A 19,946-nucleotide genomic window follows, 5' to 3' on the forward strand; every position below is an offset into this window, starting at 1 on the left:
ACACACCAATCGACAACGTTGTCGCACCACAGGTGTCGTACAAGCCACGCACCACCCGCACCACCGCACCACCCTCACCGCACACACCACCCTCACCGCACACGCCAACGGAACCGGCCGCCGCCCCGAAGGGGGCGACGGCCGGGACGCGGGTGCCGTGACGTCAGTTGCGGATCAGGTTCCGCAGGACGTACTGCATGATGCCGCCGTTGCGGTAGTAGTCGGCCTCGCCGGGGGTGTCGATGCGGACCACCGCGTCGAACTCCACGCCGGTGTCGGTGGTGACCTTGACCGTGCTCGGGGTCGTGCCGTTGTTCAGTTCGGTGACGCCCGTGATGGAGAAGGTCTCCTCGCCGGTCAGGCCCAGCGAGTCGGCCGTCTGGCCGGCCGGGAACTGGAGCGGCAGAACGCCCATGCCGATGAGGTTCGAGCGGTGGATGCGCTCGTACGACTCGGTGATGACGGCCTTGACTCCGAGGAGGGCCGTGCCCTTGGCCGCCCAGTCGCGGGACGAGCCGGAGCCGTACTCCTTGCCGCCCAGGATGACCAGCGGGATGCCGGCCGCCTGGTAGTTCTGCGAGGCGTCGTAGATGAAGCCCACCGGGCCGTCGGCCTGGGTGAAGTCGCGGGTGTAGCCGCCCTCGGTGCCCGGCGCGATCTGGTTGCGCAGGCGGATGTTGGCGAACGTGCCGCGGATCATGACCTCGTGGTTGCCGCGGCGCGAGCCGTAGCTGTTGAAGTCGCGGCGCTCGACACCGTGGCCCGTGAGGTACTGGCCGGCCGGGGTGTCCGCCTTGATGGCGCCCGCCGGGGAGATGTGGTCGGTGGTGACCGAGTCGCCGAGCTTGGCGAGCACCCGGGCGCCGGCGATGTCCTCGACCGGGGTCGTCTCCATCGTCATGCCCTCGAAGTACGGGGGCTTGCGCACGTAGGTGGACTGCGGGTCCCACTCGAAGGTGTTGCCGGTCGGGATCGACAGCGCCTGCCACTGGGCGTCACCGGCGAAGACGTCGGCGTAGGACTTGTTGAACATGTCCTCGCCGATCGCGTTCGCGACGACGTCGTTGACCTCGGCCTCGGTGGGCCAGATGTCCTGGAGGAAGACCGGCTTGCCCTCCTGGTCGGTGCCGAGGGCGTCGCGGGTGATGTCCACCTTCATGGAGCCCGCGAGGGCGTACGCGACGACCAGCGGCGGGGAGGCCAGGTAGTTCATCTTGACGTCGGGGTTGATCCGGCCCTCGAAGTTGCGGTTGCCGGAGAGCACCGAAGTGACGGCCAGGTCATGGTCGTTGACGGCCTTGGAGACCTCCTCCGGCAGCGGGCCGGAGTTGCCGATGCAGGTGGTGCAGCCGTAGCCGACGAGGTTGAAGCCGACCTTGTCGAGGTAGGGGGTGAGCCCCGCCTTGTCGAAGTAGTCGGTGACGACCTTGGAGCCCGGGGCGAGGGTGGTCTTGACCCACGGCTTGCGGGTCAGGCCCTTCTCGACGGCCTTCTTCGCGACGAGCGCGGCGGCGACCATCACGTACGGGTTCGAGGTGTTGGTGCAGGAGGTGATGGCCGCGACCGTCACCGCGCCGTGGTCGAGCTCGTAGGTGGAGCCGTCGGGGGCGGTCACCGTGACCGGGTTCGACGGGACGCCGTTGGAGGACGCCGGGGAGTCGGAGGCCGGGAAGGACTCCTTGCCCGCCTCGTCGTCGTCGGCGACGTAGTTGCGCACGTCGCTCTTGAACTGCTCGGCGGCGTTCGCCAGGACGATGCGGTCCTGCGGGCGCTTCGGTCCGGCGATGGAGGGGACGACCGTGGAGAGGTCCAGCTCCAGCTTCTCGGAGAAGTCGGGCTCGGCGGCCGGGTCGAGCCAGAGGCCCTGCTCCTTGGCGTACGCCTCGACGAGCGCGAGCTGCTGGGCGTCGCGGCCCGTCAGCTTCAGGTACTTGATGGTCTCGCCGTCGATCGGGAAGATCGCCGCGGTGGAGCCGAACTCCGGCGACATGTTGCCGATGGTGGCGCGGTTCGCGAGGGAGGTGGCGGCGACGCCCTCGCCGTAGAACTCGACGAACTTGCCGACCACGCCGTGCTTGCGGAGCATCTCCGTGATGGTGAGCACGAGGTCGGTGGCGGTGGTGCCGGGGGTGAGCTCGCCGGTCAGCTTGAAGCCGACGACGCGCGGGATGAGCATCGAGACGGGCTGGCCGAGCATCGCGGCCTCGGCCTCGATGCCGCCGACGCCCCAGCCGAGCACGCCCAGGCCGTTGACCATGGTCGTGTGCGAGTCGGTGCCGACGAGCGTGTCGGGGTACGCCTGGCCGTTGCGGACCATGACCGTGCGGGCCAGGTGCTCGATGTTGACCTGGTGCACGATGCCGGTGCCCGGCGGGACGACCTTGAAGTCGTCGAAGGCGGTCTGGCCCCAGCGCAGGAACTGGTAGCGCTCCTTGTTGCGGCCGTACTCCAGCTCCACGTTCTGCCCGAAGGCCTCCGCGGTGCCGAACCGGTCGGCGATGACGGAGTGGTCGATGACCAGCTCGGCCGGGGAGAGCGGGTTGACCTTCGCCGCGTCGCCGCCCAGCTCCTTGACGGCCTCGCGCATGGTGGCGAGGTCGACGACGCAGGGTACGCCCGTGAAGTCCTGCATGATCACGCGCGCCGGCGTGAACTGGATCTCCTGCGACGGCTGGGCGTCCGAGTCCCAGCCGCCGAGGGCGCGGATGTGGTCGGCGGTGATGTTCGCGCCGTCCTCGGTGCGGAGGAGGTTCTCCAGCAGCACCTTCAGGCTGTAGGGAAGGCGCGCGGAGCCCTCGACCTTGTCCAGCCGGAAGATCTCGTACGACTCGTCGCCCACGCTGAGCGTGCTGCGGGCGTCGAAGCTGTTCGCCGACACGACAGTCTCCTTCATTTATGTGCGCGTACCACCGCATCCTGCCGCCACGCCCTCTTGGCGATCCGCTAAGGTAAGGCTAAGTTAGGTAACCCTTACCGGGGTGCGCGGCTGCGGTGCGCCTCGGCAGATATCTCGATGTCGAGATAACTCTAGTACACACGGGCCGACTGGTCATGTCCTGGGGGCTGTGACGCATGTCCTGAGGACCCTGCCGCAACCCCCGACCGCCCCACCGCACGGGTGGGGGCGGTGCGGCGGGGGCTTCTCCCGCGGGCCCGGCCTAGCGGGCCTGGACCGGGCGGTCGTAGACGTTGTCCGGGGTCACGATCTCGGTGATGGCGCGGGCGAACAGGGAGGACGGCTCCACGCCGTCGACCAGGACGTCGGTGTTGAGGACGACGACCAACGTGGCGTCCTTCGAAGGCAGATGGACCGTCACGTTCTCGTAGCCCGGCAGGGAGCCGTTGTGGCCGATCCAGCCGCCGGAGTTGAGCAGGCCCAGGCCGTAGCCCGTGCCGGGGATGCCCACGGACAGGAACCTGGTCCGCTGGCGCTGGGTCTCGGGGCTGAGCAGGGTGCCGTCGGCGACGACCTCGGCCCAGCGGCGCAGGTCGCGCATGTCGGAGATCATCGCGCCGGCCGCCCAGGCCCAACTGGGGTTCCAGTAGGTGGAGTCCTCGATCTCGCCGCTCAGCGTCTGGTTCGTGTAGCCGTGCGCGTGCGGTTCGGGGAACTCGTTGCCCCGCGGGAACAGGGTGTGGTGCAGGCCGGCCGGGCGGATCACCCGCTCGGTGACGACGTCGGCGAGCGGCCTGCCGGTGACCTTCTCGATCACCAGGCCGAGCAGCACGGTGTTGGTGTTGCAGTAGAAGAAGACCTCGCCCGGATCGGCCGTGTTCGCGTGCTGGAAGGCGTACTTGAGCAGCTCCGGCGGGGTGAACGAGCGGTACGGGTCGCTCAGCAGCGCCTGCACGAAGTCCGGGTCCTCGGTGTACGAGAAGAGTCCGCTGCGCATCTCGGCGAGGTGGCGCAGGGTGATGTGACGGCCGTTCGGTACCCCCTTGACGTACTTGCCGATCGGGTCGTCCAGGCGGACCCGGTGCTCGTCGACCAGTTCCAGCAGCGCCGTGACGGTGAAGGTCTTGGTCTCGCTGCCGATCCGGATGTGCAGGTCCTCCCGCATCGGCTCGCCGGTGACGGTGTCCGCGACGCCGGTCGAGCGGACGTAGCTGCCCTTGCCCGGCATCCAGAGGCCCACGGTGACGCCGGGGACGCCCGCCTCCTCGCGCACCTTCGCGACGGCCTTGTCCAGGCGGGCGGTCAGCTCCGGGCCGAGGCCGCCGCCCGGGGGGTTGTGGTCGTTGTCGTGCGGGGCGACGGAGGGGACGGAGGCGGTGGCGTGTTCGGCCGCGGCGGGGGTGGCCGCCATGGGGGCCAGCACCGCCGCCACCAGCGCGGTGGCGGCGAGGAGCGTGCGGTACGGGATACGGCGGGGGGTGTGTCGCATACGGGCGGCGCCTCTTCCAGGTCGGGACCGGTTCGGAGCGCCGGGCTCGGGGCTCCGCGACTCGGGGATCTCGGAGGGCAGGATCACCGTCCGGGTGCCGGGAAGGGTCCGCGGGAGAGGTGCCGTCCCGTGAGTCCACTCGTTCGCAGCAGGAGCGGCCGGGGGCGGCGTGGTGCTGTCTGTGCGGGTCCGGGCCGGTCAGGCCACCGCCAGCCGGACGTGCTCGGCCGTGTCGCGGTGGATCGGCGACTCGGTCTCGGTGAGGGGGGCGCCCGAGCCGCCGCGGCGGGTGGCGACGATCTCCGCCGCGATGGACAGTGCCGTCTCCTCCGGGGTGCGCGCGCCGAGGTCCAGGCCGATCGGGGAGCGCAGCCGGGCCAGCTCCCCGTCGCCCAGGCCGGCCTCGCGCAGCCGCAGCTCGCGGTCGGCGTGGGTGCGGCGCGAGCCCATCGCTCCGACGTACGCGACCGGCATGCGGAGCGCCTCCGCGAGCAGCGGTACGTCGAACTTGGCGTCGTGCGTGAGCACGCAGAGCACGGTGCGCGCGTCGGTCTCCGTGCCGCGGAGATAGCGGTCCGGCCAGTCGACGACGATCTCGTCCGCCTCCGGGAAGCGGGCCGCGGTGGCGAAGACGGGGCGGGCGTCGCAGACGGTGACGCGGTAGCCGAGGAACTTGCCGGCCCGCACCAGTGCGGCGGCGAAGTCGATCGCGCCGAAGACGATCATCCGGGGCGGGGGGACGGACGACTCGATGAACAGGGTGAGTCCGCCGGGGCAGTTCGAGCCGTTCTCGGAGACCTCGACGCTGCCGGTGCGGCCGGTGTCCAGCAGGGCGCGGGCCTCGGCGGCGGCGAGGCGGTCGAGCCTCGGGGGGCCGCCGAGGGTGCCGGTGTACTGGCCGTCGGGGCGGACGGTCAGGGCGTGGCCCAGCCGGTCCGCGGGGCCGCGGGCGATACGGACCACGGCGGTGGCGTCGCCCTGTGCGGCGGTGGCGAGGGCGGTGGCGAGGATCTCGCGGTCCGCGTTGCCGGCGCGGACGGGGGTGACGAGTACCTCGACGGTGCCGCCGCAGGTAAGGCCTACGGCGAAGGCGTCGTCGTCGCTGTAGCCGAACCGTTCGCGGACGGGCCGGCCGTCCTGGAGGGCCTGTTCGCAGAGTTCGTAGACGGCGCCTTCCACGCAGCCGCCGGACACCGAGCCGATGGCTGTGCCTTCCGTGTCCACGGCGAGGGCGGCGCCGGGGTCTCTGGGGGCGGAGCCGCCGACCGCGACGACGGTTGCCACGGCGAAGTCCCGGCCCTCTTCGAGCCAACGGTTCAGTTCTTGGGCGATGTCCAGCATGGGGGCCTCCCGGGTTGTCGTGCGGGTGCGGGTGCGGGTGCGTGGTGGCATTTCGCGCAGTTCCCCGCGCCCCTAAGAGGTGCGTGTGTGGCCGCGGGCCCGTCGGGGCTGGTCGCGCAGTTCCCCGCGCCCCTTGTCGGCGTGACCGTGCCGCCGGACGGGCAGAACCCGGCGCCTGCAAATCGGGGGTGCGACACACCCCGCCAGGGGCGCGGGGAACTGCGCGACCAGCCACAGCGCACCCACAGCGACACACGCACCCTCAGACCTCTCAGGGGCGCGGGGAACTGCGCGAACGCCCACGACGGGCCCGCAGCGACACACGCACCCTCAGACCTCTCAGGGGCGCGGGGAACTGCGCGAACGCCCACGACGGACCCGCAGCGACGCACGCACCTTTTAGGGGCGCGGGGAACTGCGCGGATGGGTACGACGTGGCCGCGCTCCGGCTTGGTTACTCCGGCCCTGGGGTCAGGATTCGGTCGGGGCGGAGGGGGAGGTCGCGGTGGCGGACGCCCGTGGCGTGCCAGACGGCGTTGGCGATGGCCGCCGCAGTCCCGACGATCCCGATCTCACCAATGCCCTTGATGCCGACCGGATCGTCGTCGTCGTTCTCCTCGATCCAGTACGTCTCCACCGGCGGCACATCCGCATGCGCGGCGAAGTGATACCCCGCGAGGTCCGCCCCGACATGCGCACCGGAGACCTGGTCACGGGCGGCCTCCTCGTGCAGGGCCATGGACAGCCCCCACGTCATACCCCCGACGAGCTGGTTGCGCGCGGTGAGCGGATTGACGATCCGGCCGGCGGCGAAGACCCCGAGGAGGCGCCGGACCCGTACCTCACCGGTCATCGTGTCCACGGCGACCTCGGCGAACTGGGCGCCGTAGGAGTGCCGTTCCTTCTGCGGCAGCGCGCCGATCTCCGCGGTGGTGTCCGCGTGTGCCGTGACGCCCTCGGGCGGCAGCGCGGCCCCCGGAACCAGCAGTTCGCGCAGTTCGCGCGCGGCGGCACCGACCGCCCAGGCCCAGGAGCGGGTGCCCGCCGAACCGCCGGCGATCCCGGCAGGCCCGAGGTCGCTGTCGCCGATCCGGATCCGGATCCGCTCCGGCGTCACCTCCAGCGCGTCGGCCGCGAGCGAGGTCAGCGCGGTACGCCCGCCGGTCCCGATGTCCGCCGCGTTGACCCGCACGGTGAACGTGCCGTCCGCCTCGGCGGTGATGGACGCGGTGGACGGGAAGGCGATGACGGGGAAGAAGGACGCCGCGGTGCCGGTGCCGAGCAGCCAGCGTCCGTCGCGGCGCAGACCGGGCCGCGGATCGCGCGCGTCCCAGCCGAAGCGCTCGGCGCCCTCGCGGAAGCAGTCGAGCAGTTGGCGGCCGCCGAAGGGCAGTCCGGAGACCGGGCCGACGGCGGGCTCGTTGCGGGCCCGCACGGCGATCGGGTCGAGGCCGAGCTCTTCGGCGAGTTCGTCGATCGCGCACTCCAGCGCGAAGGAGCCCGGGGCCTCGCCGGGTGCGCGCATGTAGGTCGGCGAGGGCACGTCGAGCCGGACGACCCGCAGGTCGGTGTGGTGGGCCTCGGCGTCGTAGAGGACCCGGGAGACCGAGGCGGTGGGTTCGACGAACTCGTAGACCCGGGAGGTGAGGTTGAGCCCGCTGTGGTCCAGCAGCCGGAGCCGGCCGTCGGGGTCGGCGCCGAGCCGGACCCGCTGGATGGTGGGGCTGCGGTAGCCGGCGAGGGTGAACATCTGGCGCCGGGTCATGACCACCCGGACCGGCCGGTGCAGGTGGGTCGCGGCCATCACGGCGGCGACCTGGTGGACGCGCAGGCCCTTGGAGCCGAAGCCGCCGCCGACGTGCTCGGAGCGGACGCGGACCGTGCCGGCGTCGAGGGAGAACATCCGGGCGAGGTCGCCGGCGACCCAGGTGGTGCCCTGGTTGGAGTCGACCAGTTCGAGCCGGCCGCCCTCCCAGCGGGCGGTCGCGGCGTGCGGCTCCATCGGGTTGTGGTGGTGCGCGGGGGTGGTGTAGCGCCGGTCGACGACGACGGCCGACGCGGCGAGCGCGGCGTCGGCGTCGCCCTTGTGGGTCACGGCCAGGGCGTGCGGCGCGTCCTCGGGGGTGTACACACCCGGGTGGTCCTCGTGGAAGGCGACGTCGTGCGTCTCGTCCTCGTAGTGGACCACGAGCGTCTCGGCGGCCTCGCGGGCCTGTTCGGACGTCTCGGCGACGACGAGGGCGACGGGCCAGCCGCGGTGCTGCACCCGGTCGTCCTGGAAGAGGGCGACCGTGGGGTCGAGGGCGCCGAGCATGCCGACGAAGCCGGTCTCGACGCGCGGCGCGTTGCCGGGGTGCAGCACGGCGAGCACGCCGGGCAGCGCGAGGGCCGGTTCGGTGTCGACGCCGGTGACCCGGCCGCGGGTGACGGACGACAGCACCAGCCAGCCGTGGGCGAGTTCGGCGAACGGCTGCTCGGCCGCGTACCGGGCCTCTCCGGTGACCTTCTGCGGTCCCTCGACGCGGGTGCGCGAGGTGCCGACGGCCGCGGGGGGCGCGGTGGTCGTGGTGGTGACGGTCATCGTGTGGCCTCCTCGGCCAGTTCGGAGAGCACGGCCACGACGAGGTTGCGGATCAGCGTGACCTTGTAGGCGTTGTCGGGCAGCGGCGCGGCGGCGGCGAGTTCGGCGTCCGCCGCCGCTGCGAAGGCGTCCGCGGTGGCCGGTCCCCCGGTGAGCGCGGCCTCGGCGGCGTGGGCGCGCCAGGGCCGGGAGGCGACCGCGCCGAACGCGAGGCGCACGTCGTGCACCACGCCGTCCCGGACGTCGAGCGCGGCGGCGACGGAACCGATCGCGAAGGCGTACGAGGCCCGCTCGCGCACCTTGCGGTAGCGGGAGTGCGCGGCGACCGGGGCGGGCGGCAGGGTGACGCCGGTGATCAGGGCGCCGGGCGGCAGGGCGGTCTCCTGGTGCGGGGTGTCGCCGACCGGGAGGTAGAAGTCCGCGAGGGGCAGCTCGCCGGTGCCGTCGGCGGTCTCGTAGGTGACGCGCGCGTCGAACGCGGCGAGGGCGACGCCCATGTCCGACGGGTGGACGGCGACGCAGTGCTCGGAGGCGCCGAGGATGGCGTGATTGCGATGCTCGCCGTGGATCGCGGGGCAGCCGCTGCCGGGGTCGCGCTTGTTGCAGGCGCTGGTGACGTCGGTGAAGTAGGCGCAGCGGGTGCGCTGGAGCAGATTGCCGCCGACGGTGGCCATGTTGCGCAGTTGCCCGGAGGCGCCGGCGAGTACGGCCTGGGTCAGGGCGGGGAAGCGGTGGCGTATCTCGGGGTGGACGGCGAGGTCGCTGTTGGTGACGGTGGCGCCGATGCGCAGGGTGCCGTCCGCGGTCCGCTCGATCCGGTCCAGGGGGAGGTCGGTGACGTCGACGAGGCGGCCGGGGCGTTCGACGCCGGTCTTCATCAGGTCGACGAGATTGGTGCCGCCGCCGAGGAAGCGGGCGTCGGGGTCGGCGCCGAGCAGGGCGACCGCTCCGGCCACGTCGTGGGCGCGGCGGTAGTCGAATTCCCTCATGCGGCGGTCTCCTCGGCGGTGGTGGCGGACTCGGCGGCGGCGCGGGCGACGGCCTCGACGATGGAGACGTAGGCGCCGCAGCGGCACAGGTTGCCGCTCATCCGCTCGCGGATCTCCTCGGGGGTCAGGGGTGGCGGTCCGGCTTCGGGGCGTACGTCCTCGGTGGCGGCGCTGGGCCAGCCGGCCGCGTGCTCCTCGATGACGGCGATGGCGGAGCAGATCTGGCCGGGGGTGCAGTAGCCGCACTGGTAGCCGTCGAGGTCGAGGAAGGCCTGCTGGACCGGGTGCAGCCGGTCGCCGTCGGCGAGCCCCTCCACGGTGGTGATCTCGCGTCCTTCGGCAGCGACCGCGAGCTGGAGACAGGAGAGGGAGCGCCGGCCGTCGACGAGCACCGTGCAGGCGCCGCACTGACCGTGGTCGCAACCCTTCTTGGTGCCGTTGAGGTCGAGGCGCTCGCGCAGGGCGTCGAGCAGGGTGGTGCGGTGGTCGACGGACAGCGGGTACTTCTCGCCGTTGACCTGGAGGGTGACGGCGCTGGAGGTCGACGCGGGGGGCATGATCGCCTTCTTTCGCGGTTCCGGACGGCCCCTGCGGGCGCGGCCGGGCACGGTCGTTACGAGGAAGGGTGGGTGGCGCGGTACCTGGAAATGGGGGCAGGGACACGGAAGGATGAGGGGGAGCGCGCGGGCGCGGTGTGGGCACCGGAAGGTGCGGTACGCCGGTCGTGCGCACGACCTGCCCGGCTCGCCCGGTACCGTCCGCGACGGACCCGGCCCGTCCCCCGACCTGAGACCACTCGGCTCCGCCGGGGACAACCGGACAACTGTCCGCTACTCTCAGAACGTAGCGGACAGCTGTCCGGATCGCAAGGACGGACTCGGCCACGGACCGCGAGGAGGACCGATGAACCTGAAGAAGGACGTGCCGCAGCGCTCGGACGCGCAGCGCAACCGCGAGCGCATCCTGGCCGTGGCCCTCGACGAACTGACCCGGTGCCCCACCGTCCCGCTGAGCCTGATCGCCAAGAAGGCCGGCGTCGGACAGGGCACGTTCTACCGCAACTTCCCCGACCGCGAGGCCCTGGTCCTGGAGCTGTACCGGCACGAGATGCAGCAGGTCGCGGACGCCGCCGAGGAGTTGCTGTGCACCCGCCCGCCGGAGCGGGCACTGCGCGAGTGGCTGGACCGGCTGGCCCGGTTCGCGATGAAGAAGGCCGGTATCGCGGAGGCCATCAGACAGGCCACGAGCACGCCGGGCGCCCGGGCCAAGCCGGGCCACACCCCGCTGACGGACGCGGCCGAACTCCTGCTGCGCACCAACGAGAAGGCCGGCACGATCCGGCCGGGAATCACCGCCGACGATCTCATCCTCGCCATCTCCGGCCTCTGGGCGGTGGACCCGGAGAGCGACTGGCAGCCACGGGCGGAACGTCTGCTGGATCTGGTCGTGCGGGGACTGCGCGCGGGGGCGCCGAACCCGGGACCGTGAGGGCCGCCGAGGCCGGATCGTCCACCCCGGCGGGCGAGTTGGTGTGCCGACGGGCGGTGGAACCGTGCGGACGGGGTAGACGGGCGGAAAGCCACAGAGGCCGAAAGGAGGCAGGGATGCCGCTCACCTTCCGCAAGAGCTTCCGAATCCTGCCGGGTGTCACGCTCAACGTGAACAAGCGTTCATGGTCGATCACCACCGGCGGGAAGCACGGTCCGCGTCGCACCGTGAACAACAAGGGGCGTCGTACGACATCGATGGATTTGCCCGGACCTTTCGGGTGGCGTCGAACCCGTTCCGCCAAGCGTCACTGACGCCCCTTCACCCAGACGGCCCCCCCAAGAGGCGCCATCTCATATCTGAGATAGCCTCACCCTCATGGCAGACGACTACCTCGTACGTATCGGCAAGCTCATCCGTGACGCCCGGCAGCATCGGGGCTGGACACAGTCGCAGCTTGCCGAGGCACTCGGAACCAGCCAGAGCGCCGTCAACCGCATCGAGCGCGGCAATCAAAACATCAGCCTTGAGATGATCGCTCGAATCGGTGAAGCGCTCGACAGCGAAATCGTCTCACTGGGCTACGCGGGCCCGATGCATCTGAGGGTCGTGGGGGGCCGTCGGCTGTCCGGCGGGATCGACGTCAAGACCAGCAAGAACGCGTGCGTGGCACTGCTGTGCGCCTCACTGCTCAACAAGGGGCGCACAGTGCTGCGCCGGGTGGCCCGCATCGAGGAGGTCTACCGCCTCCTGGAGGTGCTCAACTCCATCGGCGTACGCACCCGTTGGATCAACGAGGGCAAGGACCTGGAGATCATCCCGCCGGCCGATCTGGACATGGCGGCGATCGATGCCGACGCGGCCGTACGGACCCGGTCCATCATCATGTTCTTCGGTCCGCTGCTGCACCGCATGGACCGCTTCAAGCTGCCCTACGCCGGCGGCTGCGACCTCGGCACCCGCACCATCGAGCCGCACATGATCGCGCTGCGCCGGTTCGGTCTGGACATCGCGGCGACGGAGGGCCAGTACCACGCGGTGGTGGACCGCTCCGTCCGCCCGGACCGCCCGATCGTGCTGACCGAGCGCGGCGACACCGTCACCGAGAACGCGCTGCTCGCGGCGGCCCGCCACGAGGGCGTGACGACGATCCGCAACGCGTCCTCGAACTACATGGTCCAGGACCTGTGCTTCTTCCTGGAGGCGCTGGGCGTCGAGGTCGAGGGCATCGGCACGACCACCCTGACCGTGCACGGTGTGCCCACGATCGACGTGGACGTGGACTACTCCCCGTCGGAGGACCCGGTCGAGGCGATGAGCCTGGTCGCCGCCGCGGTGGTGACGGAGTCCGAGCTGACGATCCGCCGGGTGCCGATCGAGTTCCTGGAGATCGAGCTGGCGGTCCTGGAGGAGATGGGCCTCGACCACGACCGCAGCCCGGAGTACGTCGCCGACAACGGCCGTACACGGCTGGTCGATCTGACGGTCCGCCCCTCCAAGCTGGAGGCGCCGATCGACAAGATCCACCCGATGCCGTTCCCGGGCCTGAACATCGACAACGTCCCGTTCTTCGCGGCGATCGCGGCCGTGGCCCAGGGCAAGACCCTCATCCACGACTGGGTCTACGACAACCGGGCGATCTACCTCACGGACCTCAACCGCCTCGGCGGCCGGCTCCAGCTCCTCGACCCGCACCGCGTGTTGGTCGAGGGCCCGACCCGCTGGCGCGCCGCCGAGATGATGTGCCCGCCGGCCCTGCGCCCCGCCGTGGTCGTCCTCCTCGCGATGATGGCCGCGGAGGGCACGTCCGTGCTCCGCAACGTCTATGTCATCAACCGGGGTTACGAGGACCTGGCGGAGCGGCTGAACTCGATCGGCGCGCAGATCGAGATCTTCCGGGACATTTGATTCGACGATGCCGCCGCACCCCGTCCGACCTGCTACTCGGCGGGCCGGGGAGGAGTGCGGCGGCATCTCTGGGACTTTGTGTCCGCGGGGGGGGCTTCGAGCCGCGCTCGGCAGGCTCTGCCGACCGGCTGCGGCTACGCGAAGACCGCGTGCCACTGTGTCACTTGATGGCAGGTGCGGGGAGAGTCAGGAGAACGTGATGGCGGCGGTCGGACGCGCAAGGGGTGGGATGAGTGACGCGCGGCGCCGGCGGCTGAGGCTGGAGATCTCCCGAGAGGCGTCACGCCTGTTCTGGGAGCACGGCGTCGACGCGACCAGCGGCGAGCAGATCGCCGAGGCCGTCGGGCTGTCGGTGCGCACTGTCTGGCGGCATTTCCGCAGCAAGGAAGCCTGCGCGGAACCGATCGTCGCGCAGGGTATGCGATGGGAGATGGCCATGCTCGCGAGCTGGCCCGCCCACCTCTCCCTGGAGGACCACCTCGCTGCCGAAACCCATGGATTCGGCCGACAGACCGACCCCGTCGCCTTGTTGGACAACGAACTCGCGATGAAGATGATCCGCCTCGCCGACACCGAACCTGCCCTGCGGACGGCCTGGCTGATGGCCTGCGACCAGATGGAACGCGAGATGGCCCACGTCATTGCCGCCCGGCTCGGAAAGGCTGCCGGCGACCTCGACGTACGCCTGCACGCCGCCACGTCGTCGGCCGCCCTACGCGTGATCAGCGAGGACATCGGCACAGCCCTGCTGGCGGGCGTCGACCCCGCGGATTTCTCCGACGCCCCGATCCGCGTCGCGGAAGCACTGCGCCGGGCCACCGGAGGAGCGATCGGTGACCCGATCGCTCCAGCAACCCCATAGCCCCGGGGGCCGGTGAAGGGTTCAGGGGGTGAGCAAGTTCGATGTCGGATCGTGCGCCGACCGATCGTTTCAAAACGGTCGGCGGGTCTCAGATGGTGCACTCCGTGTCGGGGTCCGGGGTGTGCAGGGTGATCAGGTAGTCGGCGACCGCCGTGTTGACGCAGGCGTTGGTCCCCGAGGCGGCGATGGTGTGCTGTTCGCCGTTGACCTTCAGCATGCTGCCGCCCAGGGTGCGGGCGAGCCGGACTCCGGCGTCGAAGGGGGTGCTCGGATCACCGGTGATCGAGATCGTGAGTGTGGACGGCAGTCCCTCGACCCGGTCGGAGAAGGGGTATGTGGTCTTCGGCTCGGCCGGCCAGGAGGCGCAGGCGTCCTGGGCACCGTCGCTGCCCCGGCCCGGGTCGGCGAACGGCAGCATGGTGTAGGCCTTGCTCCGGAACCGGGCGGCCTGTTCCGGGGTCAGACGCGCCTCGTCCATACAGTTGATCGCGAAGTTGGCCACGTCGTAGTTGCTGCCGCCGCCGTCGGGTTCGCGCCCGGCGAACAGCTGTGACGCCTTGACGAACCGGTCCGGCCTGCCCGCCCGCAGCTCGGTGAGGCCCTTGGTGATCACCGGCCAGCTCTCCTTGGAGTACAGCGCGACGATGACCCCGCCGATGAGGTCGTTGTATGTGAACTCCTGCCCTTCGCCGTAGGGGACGGGCCTGTCGAGAAGAGGACGGGCGATCTTGTGGAACTCTTGGGTCGCCTTCTTCGGGTCGTCACCAAGTGGGCAGTCCTTCTGGGTGGCGCAGTTCGCGGCCATCACGTCGAACGAGCGCTGGAATCCGGCGTACTGGGACAGCCGGCGCTCGCTGCCGAGTCGGGGGTCGACGGCACCGTCGAGGACCAGGGCGCGTACGTTCTGCGGGAAAGCCTCCGCGTACAAGGCTCCGATCCGGGTGCCGTAACTCTGCCCGAGGAAGCTGAGCTTGTCGTCACCGAGAGCGGCACGCAGGATGTCCGTGTCGCGGACGCTGTCGCGGCTGGAGACGGCGGCGAGGTTCTTCGGCCCGCCGGAGGCTTTGGCGCACTTGTCCGTCAGTGCTCGGCTGTCCTTCTCGGTGTAGGTGCCCGCGGCCAGCAGGAATTCGGTCTGGGTGTCGCCTGCGAGGTATTCCTCGTCGGTGAAGCAACTGATCGCCGGTTTGGTGGCCCCCACCCCGCGGGGATCGAAGCCCACGAGGTCGAAGTGTTCGGTCAGCGGGCTCTTGGCCAGCGCCTTGGCCGTCACCGCGGCGAAGGACATACCGGGTCCGCCCGGTCCGCCGGGGTTCAGTACGAGCGATCCCTTCGCCCTGCCGCGTGCCGGTACCCGCAGGAGCGCCACCTCGCCGCTCGGGCCGTGTGGTTCGGCGTAGTCCAGCGGCACCTTCAGGCGGGCGCACTCCAGGCCCGGGGCGGCGAAGATCTTCTCGTCGGCCTTGGTGGTGGCGTAGTCGGCGCAGGCGCCGAAGGAGAGTTTCTGGCTGTAGAAACTGTCCAGGTCGGCGGAGGGTGATGCCGACTCCGGGTGGGGAGCGGCGGTGGATTCGGTGTCGTTTGTGCAGGCGGTCACCGTCAGCAGCAGCGCCGTCGCCAGCACGAGCCCCGGCGCTTTGGTGGACAAGGACATGGGGGTCTCCTTACGAAGGGGGCGGACGGCAGCGGTCAGCGGTGCGAATTCGGCTGCGGGTGCCGGCGCGTGTGCGGGCGAGGCTGAGCGGGGGCCGTGGTCGACCGGGGCTGGGAGAGGGTGTGCAGGCGGTGGGCGGAGCGGCGGGCGGCCCAGGCGACGACCAGCAGGGCGAGGCCGAGGAGGGGGTAGCCCATGGCGATCTTCGCGAAGCCGAGCCAGCCCGTCTCATCGGAGTCGTAGAGCCACTGCTGGACCACGAAGCGCGCGGCGAAGACGGCGGCCAGTGCCAGGGTCGCGATGTCGTAGTAGAAGCGGCAGATCCTGTCCTTGCGCCAGGTGTCTCCCTTGCCGGTCACGCCGTTCCACACGAGGCCCGCCAGAGGGCGGCGGACGATCACGGACGCGGTGAAGAGGACGGCACCGGCGAGGCTGAGCCAGATGCCGAGAAGGAAGTAGTCCTTGGCGGAGCCGGTCCACCAGGAGATCCCGGCGGCGAGCGCGACGCCGAGCAGCCCGTTGACGGCAGGTGCGACTGATTCCCTGCGGATGATGCGCACGGCCATGACGGCCAGGGCGACGGCGAAAGCGGTGACGATCGCGCCGTTGAGGCCGAGCAGGGAGTTCGCCACGACGAACGCCATGACCGGAAGCGTCATGTAGACCATGCCGGGGACGCCGCCCCACTGTTCCAGCATCGTCCTGTTCCGGTGCGGCACGTCACCGGGTTGCTGTCGTGTGGCGCCGGCGGCTGTGGTGTCGCTCCCGTGCGGAGTGAGGTCAGTCATGATGCGTCATCAACTCATCTCTGTCGGATAGGACGGTCCGGCTTGCCGACCGCGATCACCGGATTCCCCCCAACCTGTTAGGCAAACAATGGCCTAGTTGATTAGGCAGAAAACCGGTGTGTGCCGGAGGGAGACAGGCAGTAAGTGGGTTTGAGGCATGGCTGATTGCCGCTGGGCGGCAGGTGCCGGGGGTCAGACGGTGCGTGCCTGCTGCTTGGCGGCGCGCATGTCGGCGACGACCTCGGTCACCATGCGCAGTGACGCGTCGTCCAGGACGTTGCCGAACTCGATGACCTCGACACGGCCTTGCAGCCGGGAGGCGAGGTCCGGCATTTCGGTGGGGACGACGGCGAGGTCGATGTCCGCGAGGTCGGCCTCCGCGGCGTCCGTGAGCACCCGGATGTTGGTGATGCCGGACTGGACCAGGGAATCCCGGATGCCGGCCGCCTGGTCGTCGGTTGTGTAGTAGATGCCGACGGTACGGTCCTGGGGGACGGAGGCGATCTGCACCAGGGTCTGGATGTGGGGGGCGACGACGATGCCGACCACCTCGGTGGTCCGCCTGTCCCACAGTCCCCGGACGGCCGCGAGGTGGAAGAACGTGGTGAGGACCAGATCGGCGGGCTCGTCGCCTGCCTCGAACTCGCCGAGCACCAGGGGCTTCACCCGCAGGCCGAGGCGTTCCTCGAACTCGTCGGCGAAGTAGCCGGCCCGGTCGGCGTTGCACTCGACGAAGCAGATCTTGAGCTGGTTCTCCTCGGCGCGGACGGCCAGGGTCGCGGCGAGCGTCTGGATCTCAGTGGTGGAGAGACCGAGTTCCACACATTCCGCCACTGCTGCGCCGAGGACGGCCCGTGCCCGGTCGCGGGCCGCGAAGCCCGGTTCGTCGGGCCCTGTCTCGGCCACTGCGGTGCCGCCGCGTCCCCGGCTCTCGACCAGGCCGCGTTCGCGGAGCTCGGCGTAGGCCCGGGCGACGGTGTTGCGGTTGACGCCGAGGTTGTCCGCCAGCAACCGGGCGCTGGGCAGGCTCGCTCCGGCTTCCAGGTCACCGCTCTCGATCATGAATGTCAGCTGGGTGATGATCTGGTGGTAGACGGGCATGCCGGACTGGCGGTCGAGCTGGATCCCGTTGCCCACCACGGCCGGTCACTCCCTTCGGACGACAGCCCACCGTACCCTTCGCCGCTGTCGGTTCGTCCGGTCGGCCCTGGCCCTCCGGCGCAGGTAGGGGCGTATCCGGCCGCGAGGCCGGCCGGGCCGGCGGGTCGGTGCCAGTTACGAACTCCAGCCACCGCCGACGGCCCTGCTGGAGAGGTAGGAGCCGCGCAGGGCCTTGCGCAGGCCCGGTACGGCGGTGTCGAAGTGGGCGGCGAGTTCGTGGAACCGCTTGCGGTGTGCGCGGGCTTCCTTCGCGGTCAGAACGGTGTCGACTTCCGTCTCCGCGGCGAGCACGGCCAGCGTGACGTCTTTCAGGGGAAGGGCGGAGGGGTCGGCGCCGGAGAGGACGGCGGCGCGGACCCGTTCCTGAAGGGTGCGGACCTGCTCGGGCTCCGTGACCGTGACCTTGTCGGTCCCGAGCACCCCGAGAAGGGCGGCCCGGGTGACGTCGAGAGCTCCGGCGTCGGCGAGTTGGTCGCGTACCGGGCGGTCGGCGGTGTGGGCCTTGTTGTGCACGAACTGGAGCCAGTTCTTCGGCTTCTCCGTCGGCAGGTCCTTCCAGACCTCCGCGAGGAAGGGGTCGTCGGGCGGGCCGTCGGTGAGCCGTACGACCTTTCCGCCGTCCGCCCCGAGGAGCCCGTCCAGGGTCATCTCGGCCAGCGCGCCGGCTCGCAGCAGCTGGCCGCGGCCCTGGAGGTTGAGCAGTTCGAACGTGCCTTTGTCGACGGTGTAGCAGAGCAGATAGAGCTGCTGGGGCAGAGTCCGTGCGGTCGGTGACATCACATCTCCTCGGCTGTGGGCGGGTCGGTCATGGCTGCGTCCGCCGGAGATGGCGGGCGAGGAAGTGATCGGCCATGCGGAAGAGGTCCTTGTTGTTTTCGGGATTGACGAAGCCGTGGCCCTCGTCCTGCTTGACCAGATAGGTGACCTCGACGCCCCGGGAGCGGAGGCTCTCGACGATGCGGTCGGACTCGGCCTGGACGACGCGGACGTCGTTCGCGCCCTGGACCACCATCAGGGGGGTGCGGATGTCGTCCACCCGGCTGAGCGGGGAGCGGGCCCACAGACGGGGCAGCTGCTCCGGGTCGTCGGGGTTGCCGGCGTACAGGTGCCAGTTGTTGGTCAGGTGGGGTTTCACGAACTCCGGTACGGTCCGCAGGAAGTTCGCCAGGTCCGAGATGCCGAAGCAGTCGATCGCCGCGGCGAAGACATCCGGGGTGAAGGCGGCGCCGACCAGGGCGGCGTAGCCGCCGTAGGAGGCGCCGAAGATCGCCACCCGGTCCGGGTCCGCGATGCCGCGGCCGACGGCCCAGCGGACGGCGTCCAGCAGGTCGTCGTGCATCGTGCCGGCCAACTCGCCGATGCCGGCCTTCAGATGGGCCTTGCCGAAGCCGGCCGATCCCCGGAAGTTGACCTGGAGCACGGCATACCCCCGGTTGGCGAGCAGCTGCACCGCCGGGTCGAAGCCCCAGCTGTCACGGCTCCAGGGTCCGCCGTGGACCAGCAGGACCAGCGGAATGCCCGACCGCTCGCCTGCCGCCGGCAGTGTCAGATAGGACGGGAGGGGCAGTCCGTCGCGGGCGGTGATCACCGCCGGCTCCATGGGTGCCAGCACGGCCGGATCCAGGTCGGGGCGGGAGCGGAAGAGCAATCGGCCGTCGCCGGTCGCGTGGTCGTACAGGTAGGTGACGCCGGGCGCGCGGTCGTCGGTGAAACCGACGACCCAGCGCATCCCGTCCCGGTCCGACGACAGGGCGGCGATGTCCCCGCCGGACAGCTTCTCCAGGTTCGCCAGCACCGCCGCGAAGTGCGGGTCCAGCGGGCGGATCACCTGGCGCGCGCCCAGATACCGCGCCCCGATCAGCTCCCCGGTGCGCCGGTGACGGATCAGCGGCGACGGCAGCGAGGGAAAGACCGCGCAGCGTGTGTCGAGGTCGAACTCCGGATGGCTGTCGACCTCGTCCTCCTCGCCGGTGGCAAGGTCGAGACGGACCAGACGGGTCCGGTCGCTGTGCCGGTTGGACCCGATCCACAGACCGGTGCCGTCCGGGGTGGGCGTGAACGGGTGCACACCGAGCGGGTAGTCCGGCCCCGCGAAGCGCACCAGCGGTTCCGCCGCCCCGGCTTCCGGAGTCCACCGGGACAGTCCGAGGTCGCCGTCGGGTCCGAGGCCGTGGACGTACAGGTCCCCGGACGGGGTGCGGAGGAAGTCTGCCGCTCCCCCGGGATTGCGCGCGAGCACGGTCGTCTCCCCGGAGGCGACGACGATCTCGTACAGGTCGAACGCGGCGGGATCCCGGCGGTTCATCCGCAGCAGCACCCGTCCGGGACGAGAGGGCGCGGACTCGACGCCCATGACCCGGACGCCGGGGAACGGAGTCAGATCGACGGCCGTGGCGCCGGGGTCGTCCAGATCGACCCGGTACAGATGCCAGTTCTCGTCGCCGCCCTTGTCCTGCTCGTACAGCAGCCAGCGCGGGTCGTCCGCCCAGTGGTAGTGATGCACGCTCCGGTTGTCGTCCGCGCTCACGCACCGGGCGTCGGACAGGTCGCCGTCGGCGTCGGCGACCCAGACGTTCAGCCGCTCCCGCCACGGCGCCAGAAAGGCGATCCGCCTTCCGTCGGCGGAGATCGACGCTCCCGCGCGCTGCGGCGGGTCGAAGAGCTCCTCCACGGTCAGATACGGCACCTCGCTCCGAGTACTCCGCATGCCCTTTACTCCTGACGTCTCATCCGTTTGTCACTGGACGACACTTTGTCACTTAGTGACATCTGCTGCAAGGTGCGCTTCC

15 protein-coding genes are annotated in these 19,946 nt (G+C 70.7%); 4 read left to right on the forward strand and 11 right to left on the reverse strand.

From position 1 onward, the window contains the following. Positions 1-163: 163 nt before the first annotated feature. The 6 genes from acnA to ACIQAC_RS16275 form a co-directional block, all read right to left on the reverse strand. Positions 164-2,878 (reverse strand): aconitate hydratase AcnA, encoded by a 2,715-nt coding sequence (gene acnA / locus ACIQAC_RS16250; RefSeq protein WP_402191340.1) that lies wholly within the window; start codon positions 2,876-2,878, stop codon positions 164-166. 280 nt (positions 2,879-3,158) lie between these two features. Then, positions 3,159-4,385, reverse strand: a complete 1,227-nt coding sequence (locus tag ACIQAC_RS16255; RefSeq protein ID WP_402191341.1) for a serine hydrolase domain-containing protein — start codon at positions 4,383-4,385, stop codon at positions 3,159-3,161. A 198-nt stretch (positions 4,386-4,583) separates the two neighbouring features. Continuing rightward, positions 4,584-5,726, reverse strand: a complete 1,143-nt coding sequence (locus tag ACIQAC_RS16260; RefSeq protein WP_402191343.1) for an XdhC family protein — start codon at positions 5,724-5,726, stop codon at positions 4,584-4,586. Positions 5,727-6,180: 454 nt separating this feature from the next. Continuing rightward, positions 6,181-8,307, reverse strand: coding sequence for a xanthine dehydrogenase family protein molybdopterin-binding subunit (locus ACIQAC_RS16265; RefSeq protein WP_402191346.1), 2,127 nt, complete (start codon positions 8,305-8,307; stop codon positions 6,181-6,183). Further along, positions 8,304-9,296, reverse strand: a complete 993-nt coding sequence (locus tag ACIQAC_RS16270; RefSeq protein WP_402191348.1) for an FAD binding domain-containing protein — start codon at positions 9,294-9,296, stop codon at positions 8,304-8,306. Before ACIQAC_RS16270 ends, ACIQAC_RS16265 begins: the two co-directional genes overlap by 4 nt. After that, positions 9,293-9,853 (reverse strand): 2Fe-2S iron-sulfur cluster-binding protein, encoded by a 561-nt coding sequence (locus ACIQAC_RS16275; RefSeq protein ID WP_402191349.1) that lies wholly within the window; start codon positions 9,851-9,853, stop codon positions 9,293-9,295. The genes ACIQAC_RS16270 and ACIQAC_RS16275 overlap by 4 nt, the downstream gene beginning before the upstream one ends. 346 nt (positions 9,854-10,199) lie before the next feature. On the opposite strand from ACIQAC_RS16275, the gene ACIQAC_RS16280 reads away from it, so the two are divergent. The 4 genes from ACIQAC_RS16280 to ACIQAC_RS16295 all read left to right on the forward strand — a co-directional run bounded on the left by ACIQAC_RS16280 (position 10,200) and on the right by ACIQAC_RS16295 (position 13,554). Beyond that, on the forward strand, positions 10,200-10,784 hold the full coding sequence (locus tag ACIQAC_RS16280; RefSeq protein WP_402191351.1) for a TetR/AcrR family transcriptional regulator: 585 nt from the start codon (positions 10,200-10,202) through the stop codon (positions 10,782-10,784). Between the two features lie 116 nt (positions 10,785-10,900). After that, the gene (locus tag ACIQAC_RS16285; RefSeq protein WP_402191354.1) at positions 10,901-11,098 is read left to right on the forward strand and encodes a DUF4236 domain-containing protein; all 198 of its coding nucleotides are present in this window, start codon (positions 10,901-10,903) and stop codon (positions 11,096-11,098) included. 64 nt (positions 11,099-11,162) lie between these two features. Beyond that, positions 11,163-12,692 carry a helix-turn-helix domain-containing protein gene (locus tag ACIQAC_RS16290; RefSeq protein WP_402191356.1) on the forward strand — a complete coding sequence of 510 codons (1,530 nt, stop codon included), beginning with the start codon at positions 11,163-11,165 and terminating at the stop codon, positions 12,690-12,692. Between the two features lie 229 nt (positions 12,693-12,921). Continuing rightward, positions 12,922-13,554: a TetR/AcrR family transcriptional regulator gene (locus ACIQAC_RS16295; RefSeq protein WP_402191357.1), complete on the forward strand. Its 633-nt coding sequence runs from the start codon at positions 12,922-12,924 to the stop codon at positions 13,552-13,554. Between the two features lie 88 nt (positions 13,555-13,642). Here the strand turns inward: ACIQAC_RS16295 and ACIQAC_RS16300 are convergent, their stop codons facing one another. The 5 genes from ACIQAC_RS16300 to ACIQAC_RS16320 all read right to left on the reverse strand — a co-directional run bounded on the left by ACIQAC_RS16300 (position 13,643) and on the right by ACIQAC_RS16320 (position 19,864). After that, on the reverse strand, positions 13,643-15,208 hold the full coding sequence (locus tag ACIQAC_RS16300; RefSeq protein WP_402191359.1) for an alpha/beta fold hydrolase: 1,566 nt from the start codon (positions 15,206-15,208) through the stop codon (positions 13,643-13,645). A 35-nt stretch (positions 15,209-15,243) separates the two neighbouring features. Then, positions 15,244-15,996, reverse strand: a complete 753-nt coding sequence (locus tag ACIQAC_RS16305) for a DUF3159 domain-containing protein (RefSeq protein ID WP_402191361.1) — start codon at positions 15,994-15,996, stop codon at positions 15,244-15,246. A 192-nt stretch (positions 15,997-16,188) separates the two neighbouring features. Next, positions 16,189-17,136 (reverse strand): GntR family transcriptional regulator, encoded by a 948-nt coding sequence (locus ACIQAC_RS16310; protein ID WP_402191364.1) that lies wholly within the window; start codon positions 17,134-17,136, stop codon positions 16,189-16,191. 135 nt (positions 17,137-17,271) lie between these two features. Beyond that, positions 17,272-17,934 (reverse strand): GPP34 family phosphoprotein, encoded by a 663-nt coding sequence (locus tag ACIQAC_RS16315; protein WP_402191366.1) that lies wholly within the window; start codon positions 17,932-17,934, stop codon positions 17,272-17,274. 28 nt (positions 17,935-17,962) lie between these two features. Further along, complete coding sequence (locus ACIQAC_RS16320) at positions 17,963-19,864, reverse strand: S9 family peptidase (protein WP_402191368.1); 1,902 nt, start codon at positions 19,862-19,864, stop codon at positions 17,963-17,965. Between the last annotated feature and the right edge of the window lie 82 nt (positions 19,865-19,946).

Origin of the sequence: Streptomyces sp. NPDC088387 (assembly GCF_044753385.1) — a bacterium.
GTDB lineage: Bacteria > Actinomycetota > Actinomycetes > Streptomycetales > Streptomycetaceae > Streptomyces.